This is a genomic window from Rhizobium sp. NPDC090279 (assembly GCF_044769665.1).
GTDB lineage: Bacteria > Pseudomonadota > Alphaproteobacteria > Rhizobiales > Rhizobiaceae > Rhizobium.
In genome coordinates, this window is record NZ_JBIVYI010000001.1 from 772,422 (window position 1) to 787,405 (window position 14,984).

A 14,984-nucleotide genomic window follows, 5' to 3' on the forward strand; every position below is an offset into this window, starting at 1 on the left:
GCACTGGTGCCTGATCGGCAAAGCGGCCGGGAGAGCCGCGGGCTCCGTAATCCATAGCAATATCGTGCTTGAGACGGCCTCCACCGTCGATGAGGTGTGGCGACAGACGCTTGAGCGCCATGGCCACGTCGATACCATAGCCAATCATCCCATGATTACCAAGGGCATTCGTTGCCTGGGTGGCTTGGCTCGCGTAAAATTCATGCCTGATGATTCCTCTTGCGCCGAATGCCCTCCTTCATGGATGAAACGCCGACAAGCCGCATGCTCTCCTGGGCGCGCAACTCCACCATCTATCGCCTTGAACGCCGGATGATGACCGAGAAGCAGCTGTTCGACGCCATCGCCAAGAAGGCAAAACAGAAGTTCGCGGATATCAGCGAAACCCAGATCAAGGCACTGGCCGATTTTGCCGTCAAATTCGCCTATGAGCTGAAGGTGCTCGACGATGTCGCCTATGCCGAGATCAGCACGCGCTCGGCAGTTCGCTCCGGCAAGTCGAAGAAAGCCATCGCCTTTAAACTTGCATCCAAAGGCATTGGTGGCGAAACCGTCGTTGCGGTGGTAGGCGAGGTCGATGATCTCCATTCCGCCGTCATCTTTGCCAGGAAACGTGGCTTTGGACCTTTTCGCCGTGTCGATCTCGACGAGAAGCGCAAATCAAAGGAGCTGTCCGCCTTCGCTCGCAACGGTTTCAGCTTCGCCATCGGCAAACTCGTTTTCGATATGGAGCGAGAAGACGCCGAGGAAGTGTTGCAGTCAAGCTCTGCGTTCTGAGGCTTCGGTTCTCATTGAAATAGCCGAAGTCACCGGCTAGCCTGCCGCGCTTGGCTGTTGTGTGCATGGGGAAATTCGTGAAATCAGATATTGCGTTGCGTATAATGGCGATGTGCATCGCCTTTTGGCCTGCGGCGGCACTTGCGGAATGGAAGCCGGTCGAGATCATCAAGACCTATGCAATTACCGGAACCTCTGGCGCCGAACTCTACGATTCGATCGGCGAGCGCGGTCCGTTGCTCGGACCCAAGGTGAGGGCGATCGCCCATACCGATTTCAAGCTGACCTGGACCCGCAAGTACGAGCCGCAGCCGGATGGCGCCTGCACGATCACCGTCAACATTCCCAAGGTGATCATCACCTACACCTTGCCGAAGCCTTCGGCACAGTTGCCGGCTTCAACGCGCGGAAGCTGGCAGAAGTTCATCACCGGCGTCGAGGCGCATGAGCGGGTGCATGGCGGCTATATCAAGGATATGGTCAAGGAAATCGAGGCCATGAGTGTCGGCTTCTCGGTGCCTGACGATCCGAAATGCAGCAAGATTCGCGTGGAATTGACGAAGCGGCTGGGGGAAATTTCCAAGAGAGAACGGCAACGCAACGTCGATTTCGACAAGGTTGAATTCAGCGACGGCGGCAACCTCCAGCAGCTTGTTCTGAAGCTTGTCAGGGAAGAATAGGTCTTGAGCGCAGTTCGTCGCTTGCGACGGGCTGCGCTTGCCTGATAAGCCTCAGCGACCCTTCTGCTTCCGCCATTCGGCGAATTTGAGTTTCGGCGCGTCGCTGGTCGCCGGATAGAGGCCGATGATGGTGGCGCCGTTCATGACCTCTTCGGTAACGAAATCCTCATAGGCCGTCATCTCCACCGTCTCGGTGGCGATCTCATCGGCGATATGGGCGGGAATGACGATGACGCCCTCATTGTCGCCAACGAGAACGTCGCCCGGGAAAACGGCAACGTCGCCGCAGCCGATCGGGCCGTTGATCTCGATGGCCTGATGCAGCGTCAGGTTTGTCGGAGCCGACGGGCGGTGATGATAAGAGGGGATATCGAGGGCGGCGATTTCCGGGCTATCGCGAAAACCGCCATCGGTGACGACACCGGCCACGCCGCGCACCTGCAGCCGCGAGATCAGGATCGAGCCCGCCGAAGCGGCGCGCGCATCCTTGCGGCTGTCCATGACCAGAATGAAACCGGGAGGGCATTGCTCGACGGCGGCGCGTTGTGGATGCTCCGGGTTACGGAAGACTTCCAGCGTGTTCAAGTCTTCGCGCGCCGGAATATAGCGCAGCGTGAAGGCCTGGCCGACCATGTTCGCCTTCTTCGGCGAGAGCGGCCGCACATCCTGGATAAACTGGTTGCGCAGGCCGCGTCGGAAAAGGGCTGTAGCGATGGTTGGTGTTGCGACGCCCATCAGCTTGTCGCGTGTCTCGTTGCTTAGTACGTAATTGCTCATGCGATATATCCTTGTGCGATCAATAGATGTCGGGTTCGCCTGGTGTCGGGCCGAAGCTGGTTTCCAGGAAGTCGAAGTCGCAGCCGGTATCGGCCTGCGCCACATGGCGAGAGAACATCCAGCCATAGCCGCGGCCGAATTTTTCCGCAGGTTTGACCCAGGCATCGCGGCGTCGCTGCAGCTCGTCCTCGTCGACAAGCATGTCGATGCGCCGTGCTTCCAGATCGAGACGAATGATATCGCCGTTGCGCAGCAACGCCAGTGGACCGCCGACGTAGGATTCAGGCGAGACGTGCAGGATGCAGGCGCCGTAGCTGGTGCCGCTCATGCGGGCGTCGGAGAGGCGGAGCATATCGCGATGACCTTGCTTCAAGAGTGCCTTGGGGATCGGCAGCATGCCCCATTCCGGCATGCCGGGACCACCCTGCGGCCCGGCGCCGCGCAGCACCATGACGTGGTTAGGCGTGATATCGAGATTTTCATCGTCCACCGCCGCCTTCATCTCCGGATAGGTGTCGAACACCAGCGCCGGCCCCTGATGCTTATGGAAGCGCGGGTCGCAGGCAGCCGGTTTGATGACCGCGCCCGTTGGCGCCAGGTTGCCCTTCAAAACCGCGAGCGACCCCTCATGATAGACCGGATTGTCGAGCGAGCGGATGACATCGTCATTGTAGCATTTGGCGCCTTCCAGCGTTTCGCCGAGGGTGACGCCGGATACGGTGAGTGCCGAAAGGTCGAGTTTGGAGGAAAGCTTCGACATCAGCGCGCGCAGACCGCCGGCGTAGTAGAAATCCTCCATCAGATAGGCCTTGCCGGTCGGCCTGATATTGGCGAGCACCGGCGTCGTGCGGCCGGCTCTGTCGAGATCGTCGAGCGAGAGATTGGTGCCGGCTCGCCGCGCCATGGCGATCAGGTGGACGACGGCATTGGTGGAACAGCCCGTCGCCATCGCGACAGCAACGGCATTATTGACCGCAGCTTGCGTGACGATTTTGGAGGGAACGAGATCTTCCCAGACCATCTCGACGATCCGGCGGCCGACAGCCGAGGACATCCGGATGTGATTGGCATCCGGTGCGGGTATGGAGCTGGCGCCGGGCAAGGTAAGGCCGAGCGCCTCGGCGATCGCCGTCATCGTGCTGGCCGTGCCCATGGTCATACAGTGACCGTAGGAGCGGGCGATACCAGCCTCGACATCGACCCATTCCTTCTCCGAAATGGTGCCGGCGCGGCGTTCGTCCCAGAATTTCCAGGCATCGGAACCGGAGCCCAGATATTCGCCGCGATAATTGCCGCGCAGCATCGGCCCGGCCGGCAGATAGATCATCGGTAGCCCCGCGGAGAGCGCGCCCATGACGAGGCCGGGCGTGGTCTTGTCGCAGCCGCCCATCAGTACGGCGCCGTCAACCGGGTGCGAGCGCAGAAGCTCTTCAGCCTCCATCGCGAGCATGTTGCGATAGAGCATGGTCGTCGGCTTCACATAGCTTTCCGATAGAGACAGGGCGGGCAGTTCCAGCGGAAAGCCGCCAGCTTGCAGGATGCCGCGTTTAACATCCTCGACGCGATGCTTGAAATGGGCGTGACAAGGATTGGCGTCGGACCAGGTGTTGAGGATGGCGATAACAGGCTTGTCCGCCCATTCCTCGGGCGCATAGCCCATCTGCATGGTGCGCGAGCGATGCCCCGAGCTTCTAAGATCGTCTGGCGCGAACCATCTGGCGCTGCGTAGGTCCTGAGGCTTCTTCCTGTTGTTCATTGTATCTGCGCCTTGTATCCGAATGTTGGTCGAAGAGATAAGTCCGTGTGCCTGTTCATTCCTTCATGCCCCACTTTAGCAGGGTGCGGCGCTCGATCGTCTGGAAAACCAGGTTTTCGACAATAAGCCCGATGACGATCACAGTCAGCAGGCCGGCAAAGACCGAGGGTATGTCGAGGAGATTGCGGTTTTCGAAGATGAACCAGCCAAGACCACCCTGGCCGGAGGACACGCCGAAGACGAGCTCGGCGGCGATCAACGTTCGCCACGAGAAGGCCCAGCCGATCTTCAATCCGGTGAGAATGGAGGGGAAGGCGGCGGGAATCAGGATGCGGAAGACATAGGAAATGCCAGTCAGCCCATAATTCGCGCCGACCATGCGCAAAGTGCGGGAGACGCCGAGGAAGCCGGCATGGGTATTGAGCGCGACGGCCCAGAGGACGGAGTGTATGAGCACGAAGACGAGGCTCGCCGGACCCAGACCAAACCAGATGAGGGCGAGCGGCAGTAGCGAGATGGCCGGCAGCGGATTGAACATCGCCGTCATCGTTTCGAGAAAATCGGTGCCGATACGGGTGTTGATCGCAACGACCGTCAGGACGGCGGCGAGCACCGTTCCCGCGACGTAACCCGTCACCAATATCTTTAGCGTCGTCCAGATGCGGGCCGGCAGGACGCCGTCGGCAAAGCGGTCGTAAAGGGCCGTCAACGTGTCGCTGAGCGTGGGGAACAGCAGCGGATTGTCGAGATGCCGGGCATAGGTTTCCCAGACAACGGCGAGCACGACGATCAGCAGGGATTTGCGAAACAGACCCGACTGCCAAAGCAGCTCCATCGCGCCGAGCTTTTGCTCGACGGCCGCGATATGACCAGCGGTTTCCGTCGTCTGAGGGGCAAGGATGATCTGCGGCGCGCTCATGGCTTACTCCCTATGTCCCTGCTCGGCAAATAGCATGTGATGGATCTCCTGCTCCAGTTTGGCGGCGGCCGCAGGATCGTCGCGGACAGCCTCCACATCGCGGACCTCGGCCTTGACACGGCCGGGATGCGGCGACAGCAGCAGGATACGGTTGGAGATCTTGATCGCCTCGGCAATCGAATGGGTGACGAAGATGACGGTGAAACGGGTATCTTCCCAGAGCTGCAGCAGTTCATCCTGCATCTGGCGGCGGGTGAGGGCATCGAGCGCCGCGAACGGCTCGTCCATCAAGAGAATATCAGGCTGCATCGCCATGCCGCGGGCAATCGCGACACGCTGCTTCATGCCACCCGACAGCATGTGCGGATAGGTGTCGACAGCGCGGGTGAGCTTTACCTTATCGATATAGTCGCGAGCGATGGCCTCGGCCTCGTTGCGCGGCAGGCGACGGGCTGTCGTCAGCGGGAACATGACGTTTTCCAGCACGGTCTTCCAGGGCAATAGCTGGTCGAATTCCTGAAAGACCATCATGCGGTCGGCGCCGGGCTTTTTGATCGGTTGCCCCTTGATCTCGATCCGGCCCGCCGTCGGCGTCATGTAGCCACCGATGGCCTTCAGCAGGGTGGATTTTCCGCAACCCGAAGGTCCGAGGAGAACGAAGCGATCGGACTGGGAGACCGAGAAGCTGACGTTTTCCGTTGCGGTAATCAATAGGTTCGGCGTCTTGTAGCGCAGCGTGACCTTCTCGACATTCAGCAGAGGCTTCGCAGTCACTGTTTCTGCCGTCGGTTTGTCCGCGGCGAGCTTTGCCTGAAGCATGTGGTCCTCCAAGGAGTGGCTTGAAGGCGGCATTCACGCCGCCGGCAGGCATCAGTTGCCATTGAGATCGGCTGCTTCCGGCAGGTAGTAGTCGGTCCAGGCCTTGGGCATGGTTTTCAGTACGCCGGTCTTGTAGAGATGGGCCGCGAATTTCATGGTTCCCTGCGGGTCCATGCGGAATTCCATCATATGTGGCTCGTTGAGGATCGCCAGCAGATCGTCGACGCTTGTCTTGTCGCCGCTGACAGTCTTGTAGGCCTCCACCGCCGACTTCGGGTCCTTCTTGATGAAATCGATCGCTTCGGCCGTCGCCTCGCGCACCGCCTTGATGATGGTGGGGTTGGCACTGGCAAACTGGGTCATGGTGAAGAAGGTGCCCTGGGTCAGCTCGCCGCCGATGATGTCGCGGGAATCGACGACCTTGTGAACGCCCGGCTGCTTCAGCTCCAGATACTGGAAGGGCGGGGCGGAGAAGTGGTTCTTGACTTCGTGTGTCTGGTTGGCAAGCGCCGCCATCGCGTCGGGGTGGCCGAGCTGAACCGTATTGGCATCGAACTTGTGCACCTGGTCGTCGCCATACATTTGCGCGGCGGCCATCTGCAGCAGTATCGCCTGCGTCGAGACGCCGACAGTCGGCACGGCGATCTTGTCGCCAGGCTGGATGTCCTTCAGCGACTGGATGCGCGGATCGCGCGAGACCATGATAACAGGCTGGGCCGAATTGGTGACGATGCCCTTGACCTTGCCTCTGGTGCGATCCCAAAGCAGCAGCAGATTGCCGGTGCCGGTGTTGACGATGTCGACATTGCCTGACAGCAGCGCATCGGTCTGTGCGCCGCCGCCGCTGAAGGTGCGCCACTCGACTTTGACACCCTGCAGGCCATCGGCCGCCGCATGTTTCTCGATCAGCTTCTGCGTCTCCATGACGTGGCTGGCGAGATAGAGAATGCCCGGCTGCCGCGTGATCGAAATATCGGTCTTTTCAGCGGCATTGGCCGAAAGCGCGGCGGCGAACATCGCGCCGACCGCGGTCAGACAGCGAAGAAACTCTCTCATTTATTCCTCCCCATTGATCCAACTCTTGAGAAATGGCAGTTGGCTTGGCGCCACTAAAGCACTAATGTATCAGTGCATCAAGCCCCAAACTGTGCTTAATGAGCTCAGATGCTCAATCAGAAAGGCCGCCAGTGAAGCTCAACCCGAAAGAATTCGCGCTGGATCGTTCCCGTCAGGTCGCGCCGCAGATCCTGGAAATCCTGCGATCACGCATTCTTTCCATGAGCTTGCCGCCGACCACGGTCTTGTCGCGCATCTCGCTGCAAAACGAATTCAACGTCAGCCAGACGCCCGTGCGCGATGCCTTGATCCGGCTGGAGGAGGAGGGGCTGGTCGAGGTCTATCCGCAATATGCAACCGTCGTTTCGCGGATCGATATTCGCAACGCGACCGAGGCGCATTTCCTGCGATTGTCGATCGAATTGGAGGCGGTTCGCAGGCTGGCGGCGGAGTCGCCCGCGGAAACGGCAGCGATTCTCGAGGGTATCCTGGCCCGCCAGAAGCATGTGGTGTCGCAGGAAACCTACGATCTCTTCGATGTACTCGACAAGGATTTTCATCGCGTTCTCTATGAGCGGGCCGGCATTCTCGGTCTGTGGTCGACGGTCCGGCGCCAGAGCGTGCATCTTGATCGGCTGCGCATGCTCAACCTCCCAATGCCGGGCAAGCTTGAGCAGATCATCGTCGATCATCAGGCCGTGGTCGATGCGGTACGCTCCGCTGATGCGCAAGCTGCCGTTGCCGCACTGCGCAGGCACCTGTCGGGCACCTTGTCGATCATCGACCTGATCTGCGAACAATATCCGGACTATGTAAGCCGCTAAGCGCAGAATCGGTCGGATCAGTTGCGGCGTGAGCGAAGGATCACTGTCGCCGCCAATTGTCGAGCCGCCGGGACTGGCCGGCCGGCGAAATTCATCGAGCGCATCATGACAGCGACGCGCTGAGGGTGTATGTTTCCAGCTCACTACTCAGGGAGGTGATGTTGGAAGCGCCCAATACCCTTGTCATTGATCTCCTGGTTTTCCTGAAAGCTGGTCCGCGGCCCTATCATGAAGTCATGGATGCGTGGCGGACGAGTTGTCCTCGCCTGCCCATCTGGGAGGATGCTCTGGATCTCGGTCTTGTCGAACGAGAACAAGGCTTTGTCGTCCTCACCGATGCGGGAAGAAGCCTGCTGTCGTCGCAGCAGTAAAGTTCTAGTGATCGGCAGTCTCGAACTGGGCATCTCAGCCTGGCGAACCACGCTGAGATGTGGAGCATGATAGCGCCCGGATTGGCTTGCGCCTCTCTTCGTGCGACAAGGTCATGGGCAAACAGATCATGGAGTTCGCTTGACCATCGGGCTTGCGCATGCCGAGCTGATCGCGGTTTTGACGGCCGTCACGGGCAGCGATCCAAGGGTGATGACGGTACGGTCGGGGGATGTCTTGCCATCCGGCCCGTTCGAGCTTGGGCATCGCACGCTGCAAAGCGGATTGCGCGAATGGGTTCAGGATCAGACGGCCCATCCTGTCGGCTATCTGGAACAGCTCTATACGTTTGCCGATCGCGATCGAAACAACGAAATTCTCGGCGGTCGAACGATTTCCATCAGCTATCTGGGCCTGGTGCGCGAGCAGGCCGCACCCGGCGGCATGTCGGGCTGGCATGGCTGGTACGAATATCTTCCTTGGGAGGATCATCGAAGCGGCCGGCCGACCATCCTCGACGACATTGCCGCTCGTCTCACAGACTGGATCGATGAGGATGCGATGCGCCGCAGCCAGCGCCGCCGGCGTGCCGATTTCGATTTCGGTCTGTACGGTGCCGCATGGAACGAGGATCTCGTCCTGCAGCGCTATGAATTGCTCTACGAAGCACGTCTGGTCGCCGAGGCGGGCTGCGATCTCAAGCACAATTTCGGCAGGTCGATGTTTGCTGATCACCGCCGCATCCTTGCAACTGGCATGGCGCGGCTCAGGGCCAAGATCAAATACCGCCCCGTCGTCTTCGAGCTCATGCCGGAGAACTTCACGCTGCTGCAATTGCAGAAAACCGTGGAGGCTCTAGCGGGCCTGACGCTGCATAAGCAGAATTTTCGCCGGCTGATCGAGCAACAGGAGCTGGTCGAAGAAACAGGCGGCACCGAAAGCGAAACCGGCGGGCGCCCTGCCAAGCTCTTCCGCTTCCGCCGCGCCGTACTCGAAGAACGCGAATTCTCCGGAACGAAATTACCGCTCTCCCGCAATTGACATATGCTCATAGCGAGAATATCTATTTGCGCATGATATACTCAAAGTGAGTATAATAAGGAGCCGGTCATGAATCTTCCCGTATCCGCATCTTCCCTTTACGAGCGCGTCAGCCGCGTTATCCCGAAAGCCGAATGGCTGACGTTTCAGGATGACGTCGAGGCGATCCTCGAATTGAAGCGACGGCACAACGCCGTCATTCTCGCCCATAACTACCAGACGCCGGAAATCTTCCACGGCGTTGCCGATATCGTCGGCGACAGCCTGGCGCTTGCCCGCAAGGCCGTGGACGTCGATGCCGACATCATCGTCCTTGCCGGGGTGCATTTCATGGCCGAGACGGCGAAGCTGCTGAACCCTGAAAAGACGGTTCTGATTCCCGATATGGAGGCCGGCTGCTCGCTGGCGGAATCGATCACGCCCGAGGATATTGCCCTGCTGCGCCAGGCCCATCCCGGCGTTCCCGTCGTTACCTATGTCAACACCTCGGCGGCTGTGAAGGCTGCCTCCGATATCTGCTGCACCTCGGGCAACGCGCGGCAAGTGGTGGAATCGCTCGGCGTGCCGAAGGTATTGATGCTGCCGGACGAATATCTGGCGCGCAATGTGGCGCGCGAGACCAATGTCGAGCTCATCGCCTGGCATGGGCATTGCGAGGTTCACGAGCTCTTTACGGCAGATGATATCCGCCAGCTGCGCGAGAACTATCCCGGCGTGACCGTGCTTGCTCACCCGGAATGCCCGCCCGATGTCGTCGAGGCCGCGGATTTCGCCGGCTCGACCGCCGTCATGTCCGACTATGTCGGCAAGAAGCGCCCGTCGCGCGTGGTGCTTCTGACCGAATGTTCGATGAGCGACAACGTCGCCGTGCATCATCCGGATGTGGAGTTCATCCGCCCCTGCAATCTCTGCCCGCATATGAAGCGCATCACGCTCGGCAATATCCGCAAGGCATTGGAAGAGGGGCGGCATGAGGTGACGATCGATCCTGCCATTGCCGCCGACGCCCGTCGCGCGGTCGAAAGGATGCTGGCGATATGAGCGAGATTCTCGAAGAATTGAGCGATCGTATCGTCATCGTCGGCAGCGGCCTTGCAGGGCTGATGACGGCGCTGACGCTGGCGCCGGAACCGACCGTGATCGTCACTCGCGCGCTGATCGGTACCGAGACCTCGAGCGCCTGGGCGCAAGGCGGCATTGCCGCCAGTCTCGGTAAGGGTGATAGTGCCGCCCTGCATCTCGCCGATACGCTTGCGGCCGGGGACGGGCTTTGCGACGCGAAGGTAGCGGCGAGGATCGTCGCGGAAGCGCCTGCTGCCATCGCGGCCCTGGAGCGTGCCGGCGTCGAGTTCGATCGCGATGATGCTGGTGAACTGTCTCTCGGCCTTGAAGCCGCGCATTCGCTGCGGCGCATCGCCCATTCCAAGGGTGATGGCTCGGGTGCGGCCATCGTCCGGGCGCTTGGCGAGGCGGTTGCCCGCACGCCGTCGATCACGGTGCTGGAGGGTTATCAGGCGCAACGGTTGTTGCTGGATGGCGATCGGGTCGCCGGCCTTCTTTGCCTGACCGACAACGGCAGCGTCGTGCTGCAATCCTCGCGCATCGTCCTTGCCACGGGCGGTATCGGTGGCCTCTTCGATGCCACCACCAATCCGGTCGGCAATTTCGGGCAGGGGATTGCTCTTGCGGCGCGCGCTGGGGCGCTGCTTGCAGACATGGAGTTCGTGCAATTCCATCCGACGGCGCTCGATAGCCGTCGACGCCCGCAGGCGCTTGTCAGCGAAGCGGTTCGTGGCGAGGGTGCGCTTCTCGTCAATGAAAGCGGCGAGCGCTTCATGGCGGGCATCGAAGGCGCCGAGCTTGCGCCGCGCGATGTCGTTGCGCGTGCCATCAGCGCCGAAATCGCTCGCGGCGGCAAAGTATTCCTCGATGCTCGAAACGCGCTCGGCAATCGCTTTGCCGCACGCTTTCCGGTCATCGAAGCCCTTTGCCGCGAGGCGGGCGTCGACCCGGCGAGCGATCCCATACCAGTGCGTCCGGCTGTCCACTATCACATGGGCGGTGTGGCGACCGACGAGAATGGCCGCAGTTCCGTTCCTGGCCTCTGGGTCGTGGGCGAGGCGGGTTCCACCGGCCTGCACGGCGCCAATCGTCTTGCCAGCAATTCCCTGCTGGAGGCCGCGGTCATGGGCATGCGGGCGGCGCGCGATATTGCGGGCACGAACGCAAACCCGACAAGATTGCCGAACCATGTTCCCGGGACTTTCGTGCCAGACCTGACGCTCGTCCGGTTGATCGTGTCACGGCATCTCGGCGTGCTGCGCAATGGCGGCGCCATCCATGGGGCGATCGCGGCACTGCTGCCACTTTGCGAAAGTGAAGGGCCGGCGACCGATCCTGCGCTGGTGGCCCTGCTGATCGCCGTCTTTGCAAGTCTCAGAATGGAGTCTCGCGGCGCCCATGCCCGCACGGATTTTCCGCTCAAGCTGCATCATGCTCAGCGCCGTATGATGAATCTGACCGATGCCCTGGATATCGCCAGGTCCGTCATCCCCCATTCCATCGCAAGGAGTGCCTGATATGAGCCTCGCTCCCCTCCCGCGCCTGATCGTCGAGCCGCTGGTGCGCAATGCACTGGTCGAAGATCTCGGCCTTGCCGGCGACGTCACATCCACGGCCGTCATCCCCGCGGAGCATCGCTCCCGCGTTGCGATGGTGACCCGCCAGCCGGGCGTGGTCGCCGGCCTCGATGCCTCCGAGCTCGCCTTCCGGCTCGTCGATCCCGCCATCGTCATGACCCGGCATGTGCCCGATGGAACGAAGGTCGGCGCTGGCGACGTCATCGCGACGATCGAGGGGCCGTCACGCGGCCTATTGACGGCGGAGCGCACCGCGCTCAATTTCCTCGGCCATCTCTCCGGTATCGCCTCCGTGACCGGCGGCATTGTCGAGGCGATTGCCGGTACGAAGGCCTCGATCGTCTGTACGCGCAAGACGACGCCGGGTCTCCGGGCGCTCGAGAAATACGCCGTGCGCGCCGGCGGCGGCATGAACCATCGCTTCGCGCTTTATGACGCCGTGCTGATCAAGGACAATCATGTCGCCATTGCCGGCGGCATTGCCGAGGCCATCCGCCGTGCGAAGGCGGGCGTGGGCCACATGGTCAAGATCGAAGTCGAGGTGGATACGCTGGCGCAGCTTCGCGAGGCGATGCAGGAGGGCGTCGATGCCGTATTGCTTGACAACATGACGCCTGATCAATTGCGTGCTGCGGTCGATATCGTTGGCGGTCGGGCGATCACCGAAGCCTCCGGCCGCATTACCCCTATAACCGCTGCCGCCATCGCCGCTTCCGGTGTCGATCTCATATCCGTCGGCTGGCTGACGCATAGCGCACCCACGCTCGATATCGGGCTGGACTGGAAGGCGACAGCCTGAGGCGCCAGACGCAGACGTTGCGGCGATCTTGTTGCAACAGCAAGGGCGAAACTCGCGAAGCCAAGTCGCTAGCGGCAATCTGAATGGGGTAAAATGTATATACAAAAGAGCGCCTGCCTCTGTATAGATTGGTGCGTGAGTACCGAATTCCCCCAGGAGGAGCACAGGATGAGCGGTGTCAAAACCGGCGACGGATTCGCCGAGCGCAGAACCATAGACAGGATACCGGAGAGCGAGCGACACGGTTTCCCACGAGATCAATTCACACTCTGGTTCGGAGCGAACTTGCAGATCACGGCGGTGCTGGACGGCGCACTCGCCGTCGTGTTCGGAGCGGAGGCAATGACCGCGATCGTGGGCCTTGCCGTCGGCAACATCCTCGGAGGGATCGTGATGGCCCTCCATTCCGCGCAAGGACCTCGCCTTGGGTTGCCGCAGATGATCAGCAGCCGTGCCCAGTTCGGGGTCAGGGGCGCAACCTTGCCGTTGCTTCTGGTCATTTTGATGTATCTGGGCTTCGCCGCGACAGGGACGGTGCTCGCCGGCCAGGCCATGAACCTTCTGCTTGGCGCTTCCAATCCGGCTGTCGGCATGGTGATTTTCGGCGTGCTCAGCACCGTGATCGCGCTCGTCGGCTATAAGGTGATCCATATCATGGGGCGGATCGCCACGGTCATCAGCATCCTTGGCTTTGCTTATTTGGCCTACCAGCTGTTCCATCAGTACGATGTTCAATCGGCCTTCGGCCAAAAGCCGGCAACGGTCGCGACCTTCCTGCTGGCCGTCTCCCTCTCGGCCGGATGGCAGCTGACCTACGCGCCCTATGTTGCCGACTATTCTCGCTATCTTCCGTCCTCGACATCGGGCGGGAAGGCGTTCCTGTACACGCTGTTCGGTTCGGCGATCGCCTCGCAGCTCGCCATGACGTTCGGCGTGCTTGTCGCAGCGCTTGGTGCAAAATTCCTTTCGAACCAGGTTGGTTTCCTTGGAACCCTGGCCGGACAAGGCGCCGTTCTCGTTTATATCGTCATTATCTGCGGAAAGCTGACGATCAATTGCCTGAACGCTTATGGCGGCTTCATGGCAATCCTTACGACCTTTACCTCGTTCAGCAATCAGACCCGGATTTCCAGGGGTGCAAGGGCGGCCTACATCATCGGGTTCGTTGTTCTATCGGTGCTGATCGCCGTCCTCGCAAGCTCCGACTTCCTGTCGGCGTTCAAGAATTTCGTCTTGATGCTGTTGGCGGTTTTCGTCCCATGGAGCGCGATCAATCTCGTTGACTACTATCTGATCTCCAAGGAGAAGGTGGATATTCCCGCCCTTTATGATGCAGCGGGCCGCTACGGCGCCTACAATTGGACGGCGTTGGGATGCTATGTCCTTGGTGTCGTCGTGCAGATACCGTTTCTCAATCAGCCGCTCTACGAAGGGCCGATTGCAGTCGCGCTCAATGACGCCGATATTTCATGGGCCGTCAGCCTGATCGTGACCAGCCTCGTCTACTATGTCTTGCAGCGCAACGCGAAGGTCGCGCCAAGCGAAATGATCCTGGAAGTCACAGCCCAAGGCTAGCGGAGCGGTTTGACGGATCTCGGACCGGTTACCCTTGCAGGTCACCGGCCGTCTCCGCGGGCGAGGTCAAGGCCGAAGGCCGCCGTAGGTTCAGACGATGACCGGCACCTGCGCGCCATCCATGCTGATGACGACGCCGGTGACGTAGCCTGCCTTGGCCGAGCTCAGGAAGGCGACGACATTGGCGATGTCGGCCGGATCGGCCATGCGGCCGATCGGGATGCGTTTCAGGGCATCGGCAAGGGCCTGTTCTTCCGTCGAGCCGGCCAGTTTGGCGGCCGCCTTCAGGCCTTCGGCGACACGATCCGTTTCCGTGAGGCCCGGATTGAGGCCGACGACACGCACGCCCCTGCCGGCATAGGCATTGGCAAGCCCGACGCTTGCAAGCATCAGGGCAGCATTGGCCGATCCACCGGCCAAATGCACCGGCGAGGCGATCTTGCCGCCATTACCGATGACATTGATCACAGCGCCCGATCCGCGAGCGCCCATGCGCTTGATGACGGGATCGATCACATTGATGTAGGAGAAATACTTCGCATCCATCGCAGCGCGCCAGATGGCGGGGGTCAGCTCGTCCGCCGGCGTGCGCGCCGCGGCACCGGCGCTGTTGACGAGGATATCGATCGGGCCGATTTCTGCCTCGACCTTGTCAACGACCGTGAGCGCCTGTTCATCGGAAATCAGATCGGCGGCATAGCCGCGTGCGTCGGGAAGCCTGGAGAGCGCGGCATCGATATTGACTTGCGAGCGCGAACAGATCGCGACCCGCGCGCCCTCCTGCAGGAATAGCTCGGCGCAGGCAAAACCGATGCCTTTCGAACCGCCTGTGATGAGAACGACTTTATCCTTGAGGCCAAGGTCCATGGAATCTCTCCGGTATGATTTGCTAGAGCATGATGCCGAAAAGTGTGAGCGGTTTTCGGAGGACATCATGCTCTACTTCCTTGATT

General features: G+C 60.7%; 15 protein-coding genes. 9 read left to right on the forward strand and 6 right to left on the reverse strand.

Going from position 1 to position 14,984, the window contains the following annotated elements; translation table 11 throughout:
• Positions 1-240 precede the first annotated feature (240 nt).
• Positions 241-777 (forward strand): recombination regulator RecX, encoded by a 537-nt coding sequence (recX, locus tag ACIQWP_RS03505; protein WP_402782389.1) that lies wholly within the window; start codon positions 241-243, stop codon positions 775-777.
• Between the two features lie 104 nt (positions 778-881).
• A complete protein-coding gene (locus ACIQWP_RS03510) occupies positions 882-1,457 on the forward strand; it encodes a DUF922 domain-containing Zn-dependent protease (protein ID WP_402782738.1) in 576 nt (191 codons plus the stop codon).
• A gap of 51 nt (positions 1,458-1,508) precedes the next feature.
• Here ACIQWP_RS03510 and ACIQWP_RS03515 read toward each other — a convergent pair whose 3' ends face one another.
• Genes ACIQWP_RS03515 through ACIQWP_RS03535 form a run of 5 tightly spaced genes read right to left on the reverse strand, consistent with a single transcriptional unit; the run spans position 1,509 to position 6,784 of the window.
• The gene (locus ACIQWP_RS03515; RefSeq protein ID WP_402782392.1) at positions 1,509-2,234 is read right to left on the reverse strand and encodes a ribonuclease activity regulator RraA; all 726 of its coding nucleotides are present in this window, start codon (positions 2,232-2,234) and stop codon (positions 1,509-1,511) included.
• 19 nt (positions 2,235-2,253) lie between these two features.
• Positions 2,254-3,990 carry an L-arabinonate dehydratase gene (araD, locus tag ACIQWP_RS03520; RefSeq protein ID WP_402782395.1) on the reverse strand — a complete coding sequence of 579 codons (1,737 nt, stop codon included), beginning with the start codon at positions 3,988-3,990 and terminating at the stop codon, positions 2,254-2,256.
• 55 nt (positions 3,991-4,045) lie between these two features.
• Positions 4,046-4,909, reverse strand: coding sequence for an ABC transporter permease (locus ACIQWP_RS03525; protein ID WP_402782398.1), 864 nt, complete (start codon positions 4,907-4,909; stop codon positions 4,046-4,048).
• A gap of 3 nt (positions 4,910-4,912) precedes the next feature.
• Positions 4,913-5,728, reverse strand: coding sequence for an ABC transporter ATP-binding protein (locus ACIQWP_RS03530; RefSeq protein WP_402782401.1), 816 nt, complete (start codon positions 5,726-5,728; stop codon positions 4,913-4,915).
• A 51-nt stretch (positions 5,729-5,779) separates the two neighbouring features.
• Positions 5,780-6,784, reverse strand: a complete 1,005-nt coding sequence (locus ACIQWP_RS03535) for an ABC transporter substrate-binding protein (RefSeq protein WP_402782404.1) — start codon at positions 6,782-6,784, stop codon at positions 5,780-5,782.
• 131 nt (positions 6,785-6,915) lie between these two features.
• Here ACIQWP_RS03535 and ACIQWP_RS03540 point away from each other — a divergent pair, with 131 nt between their 5' ends.
• From ACIQWP_RS03540 to ACIQWP_RS03570, 7 genes are all read left to right on the forward strand, one after another.
• A complete protein-coding gene (locus ACIQWP_RS03540; protein WP_402782407.1) occupies positions 6,916-7,608 on the forward strand; it encodes a GntR family transcriptional regulator in 693 nt (230 codons plus the stop codon).
• A 158-nt stretch (positions 7,609-7,766) separates the two neighbouring features.
• On the forward strand, positions 7,767-7,979 hold the full coding sequence (locus tag ACIQWP_RS03545) for a hypothetical protein (protein ID WP_402782410.1): 213 nt from the start codon (positions 7,767-7,769) through the stop codon (positions 7,977-7,979).
• A gap of 139 nt (positions 7,980-8,118) precedes the next feature.
• Complete coding sequence (locus ACIQWP_RS03550; RefSeq protein WP_402782413.1) at positions 8,119-9,018, forward strand: NrtR DNA-binding winged helix domain-containing protein; 900 nt, start codon at positions 8,119-8,121, stop codon at positions 9,016-9,018.
• A 69-nt stretch (positions 9,019-9,087) separates the two neighbouring features.
• Positions 9,088-10,059, forward strand: coding sequence for a quinolinate synthase NadA (nadA, locus tag ACIQWP_RS03555; protein ID WP_402782416.1), 972 nt, complete (start codon positions 9,088-9,090; stop codon positions 10,057-10,059).
• The gene (locus tag ACIQWP_RS03560) at positions 10,056-11,597 is read left to right on the forward strand and encodes an L-aspartate oxidase (protein ID WP_402782419.1); all 1,542 of its coding nucleotides are present in this window, start codon (positions 10,056-10,058) and stop codon (positions 11,595-11,597) included. Before nadA ends, ACIQWP_RS03560 begins: the two co-directional genes overlap by 4 nt.
• Position 11,598: 1 nt before the next feature.
• Positions 11,599-12,456, forward strand: a complete 858-nt coding sequence (gene nadC / locus ACIQWP_RS03565) for a carboxylating nicotinate-nucleotide diphosphorylase (RefSeq protein WP_402782422.1) — start codon at positions 11,599-11,601, stop codon at positions 12,454-12,456.
• Positions 12,457-12,624: 168 nt separating this feature from the next.
• Complete coding sequence (locus tag ACIQWP_RS03570; RefSeq protein ID WP_402782425.1) at positions 12,625-14,031, forward strand: purine-cytosine permease family protein; 1,407 nt, start codon at positions 12,625-12,627, stop codon at positions 14,029-14,031.
• A gap of 90 nt (positions 14,032-14,121) precedes the next feature.
• Here the strand turns inward: ACIQWP_RS03570 and ACIQWP_RS03575 are convergent, their stop codons facing one another.
• Complete coding sequence (locus ACIQWP_RS03575) at positions 14,122-14,898, reverse strand: SDR family oxidoreductase (RefSeq protein ID WP_402782428.1); 777 nt, start codon at positions 14,896-14,898, stop codon at positions 14,122-14,124.
• Positions 14,899-14,984: the final 86 nt, after the last annotated feature.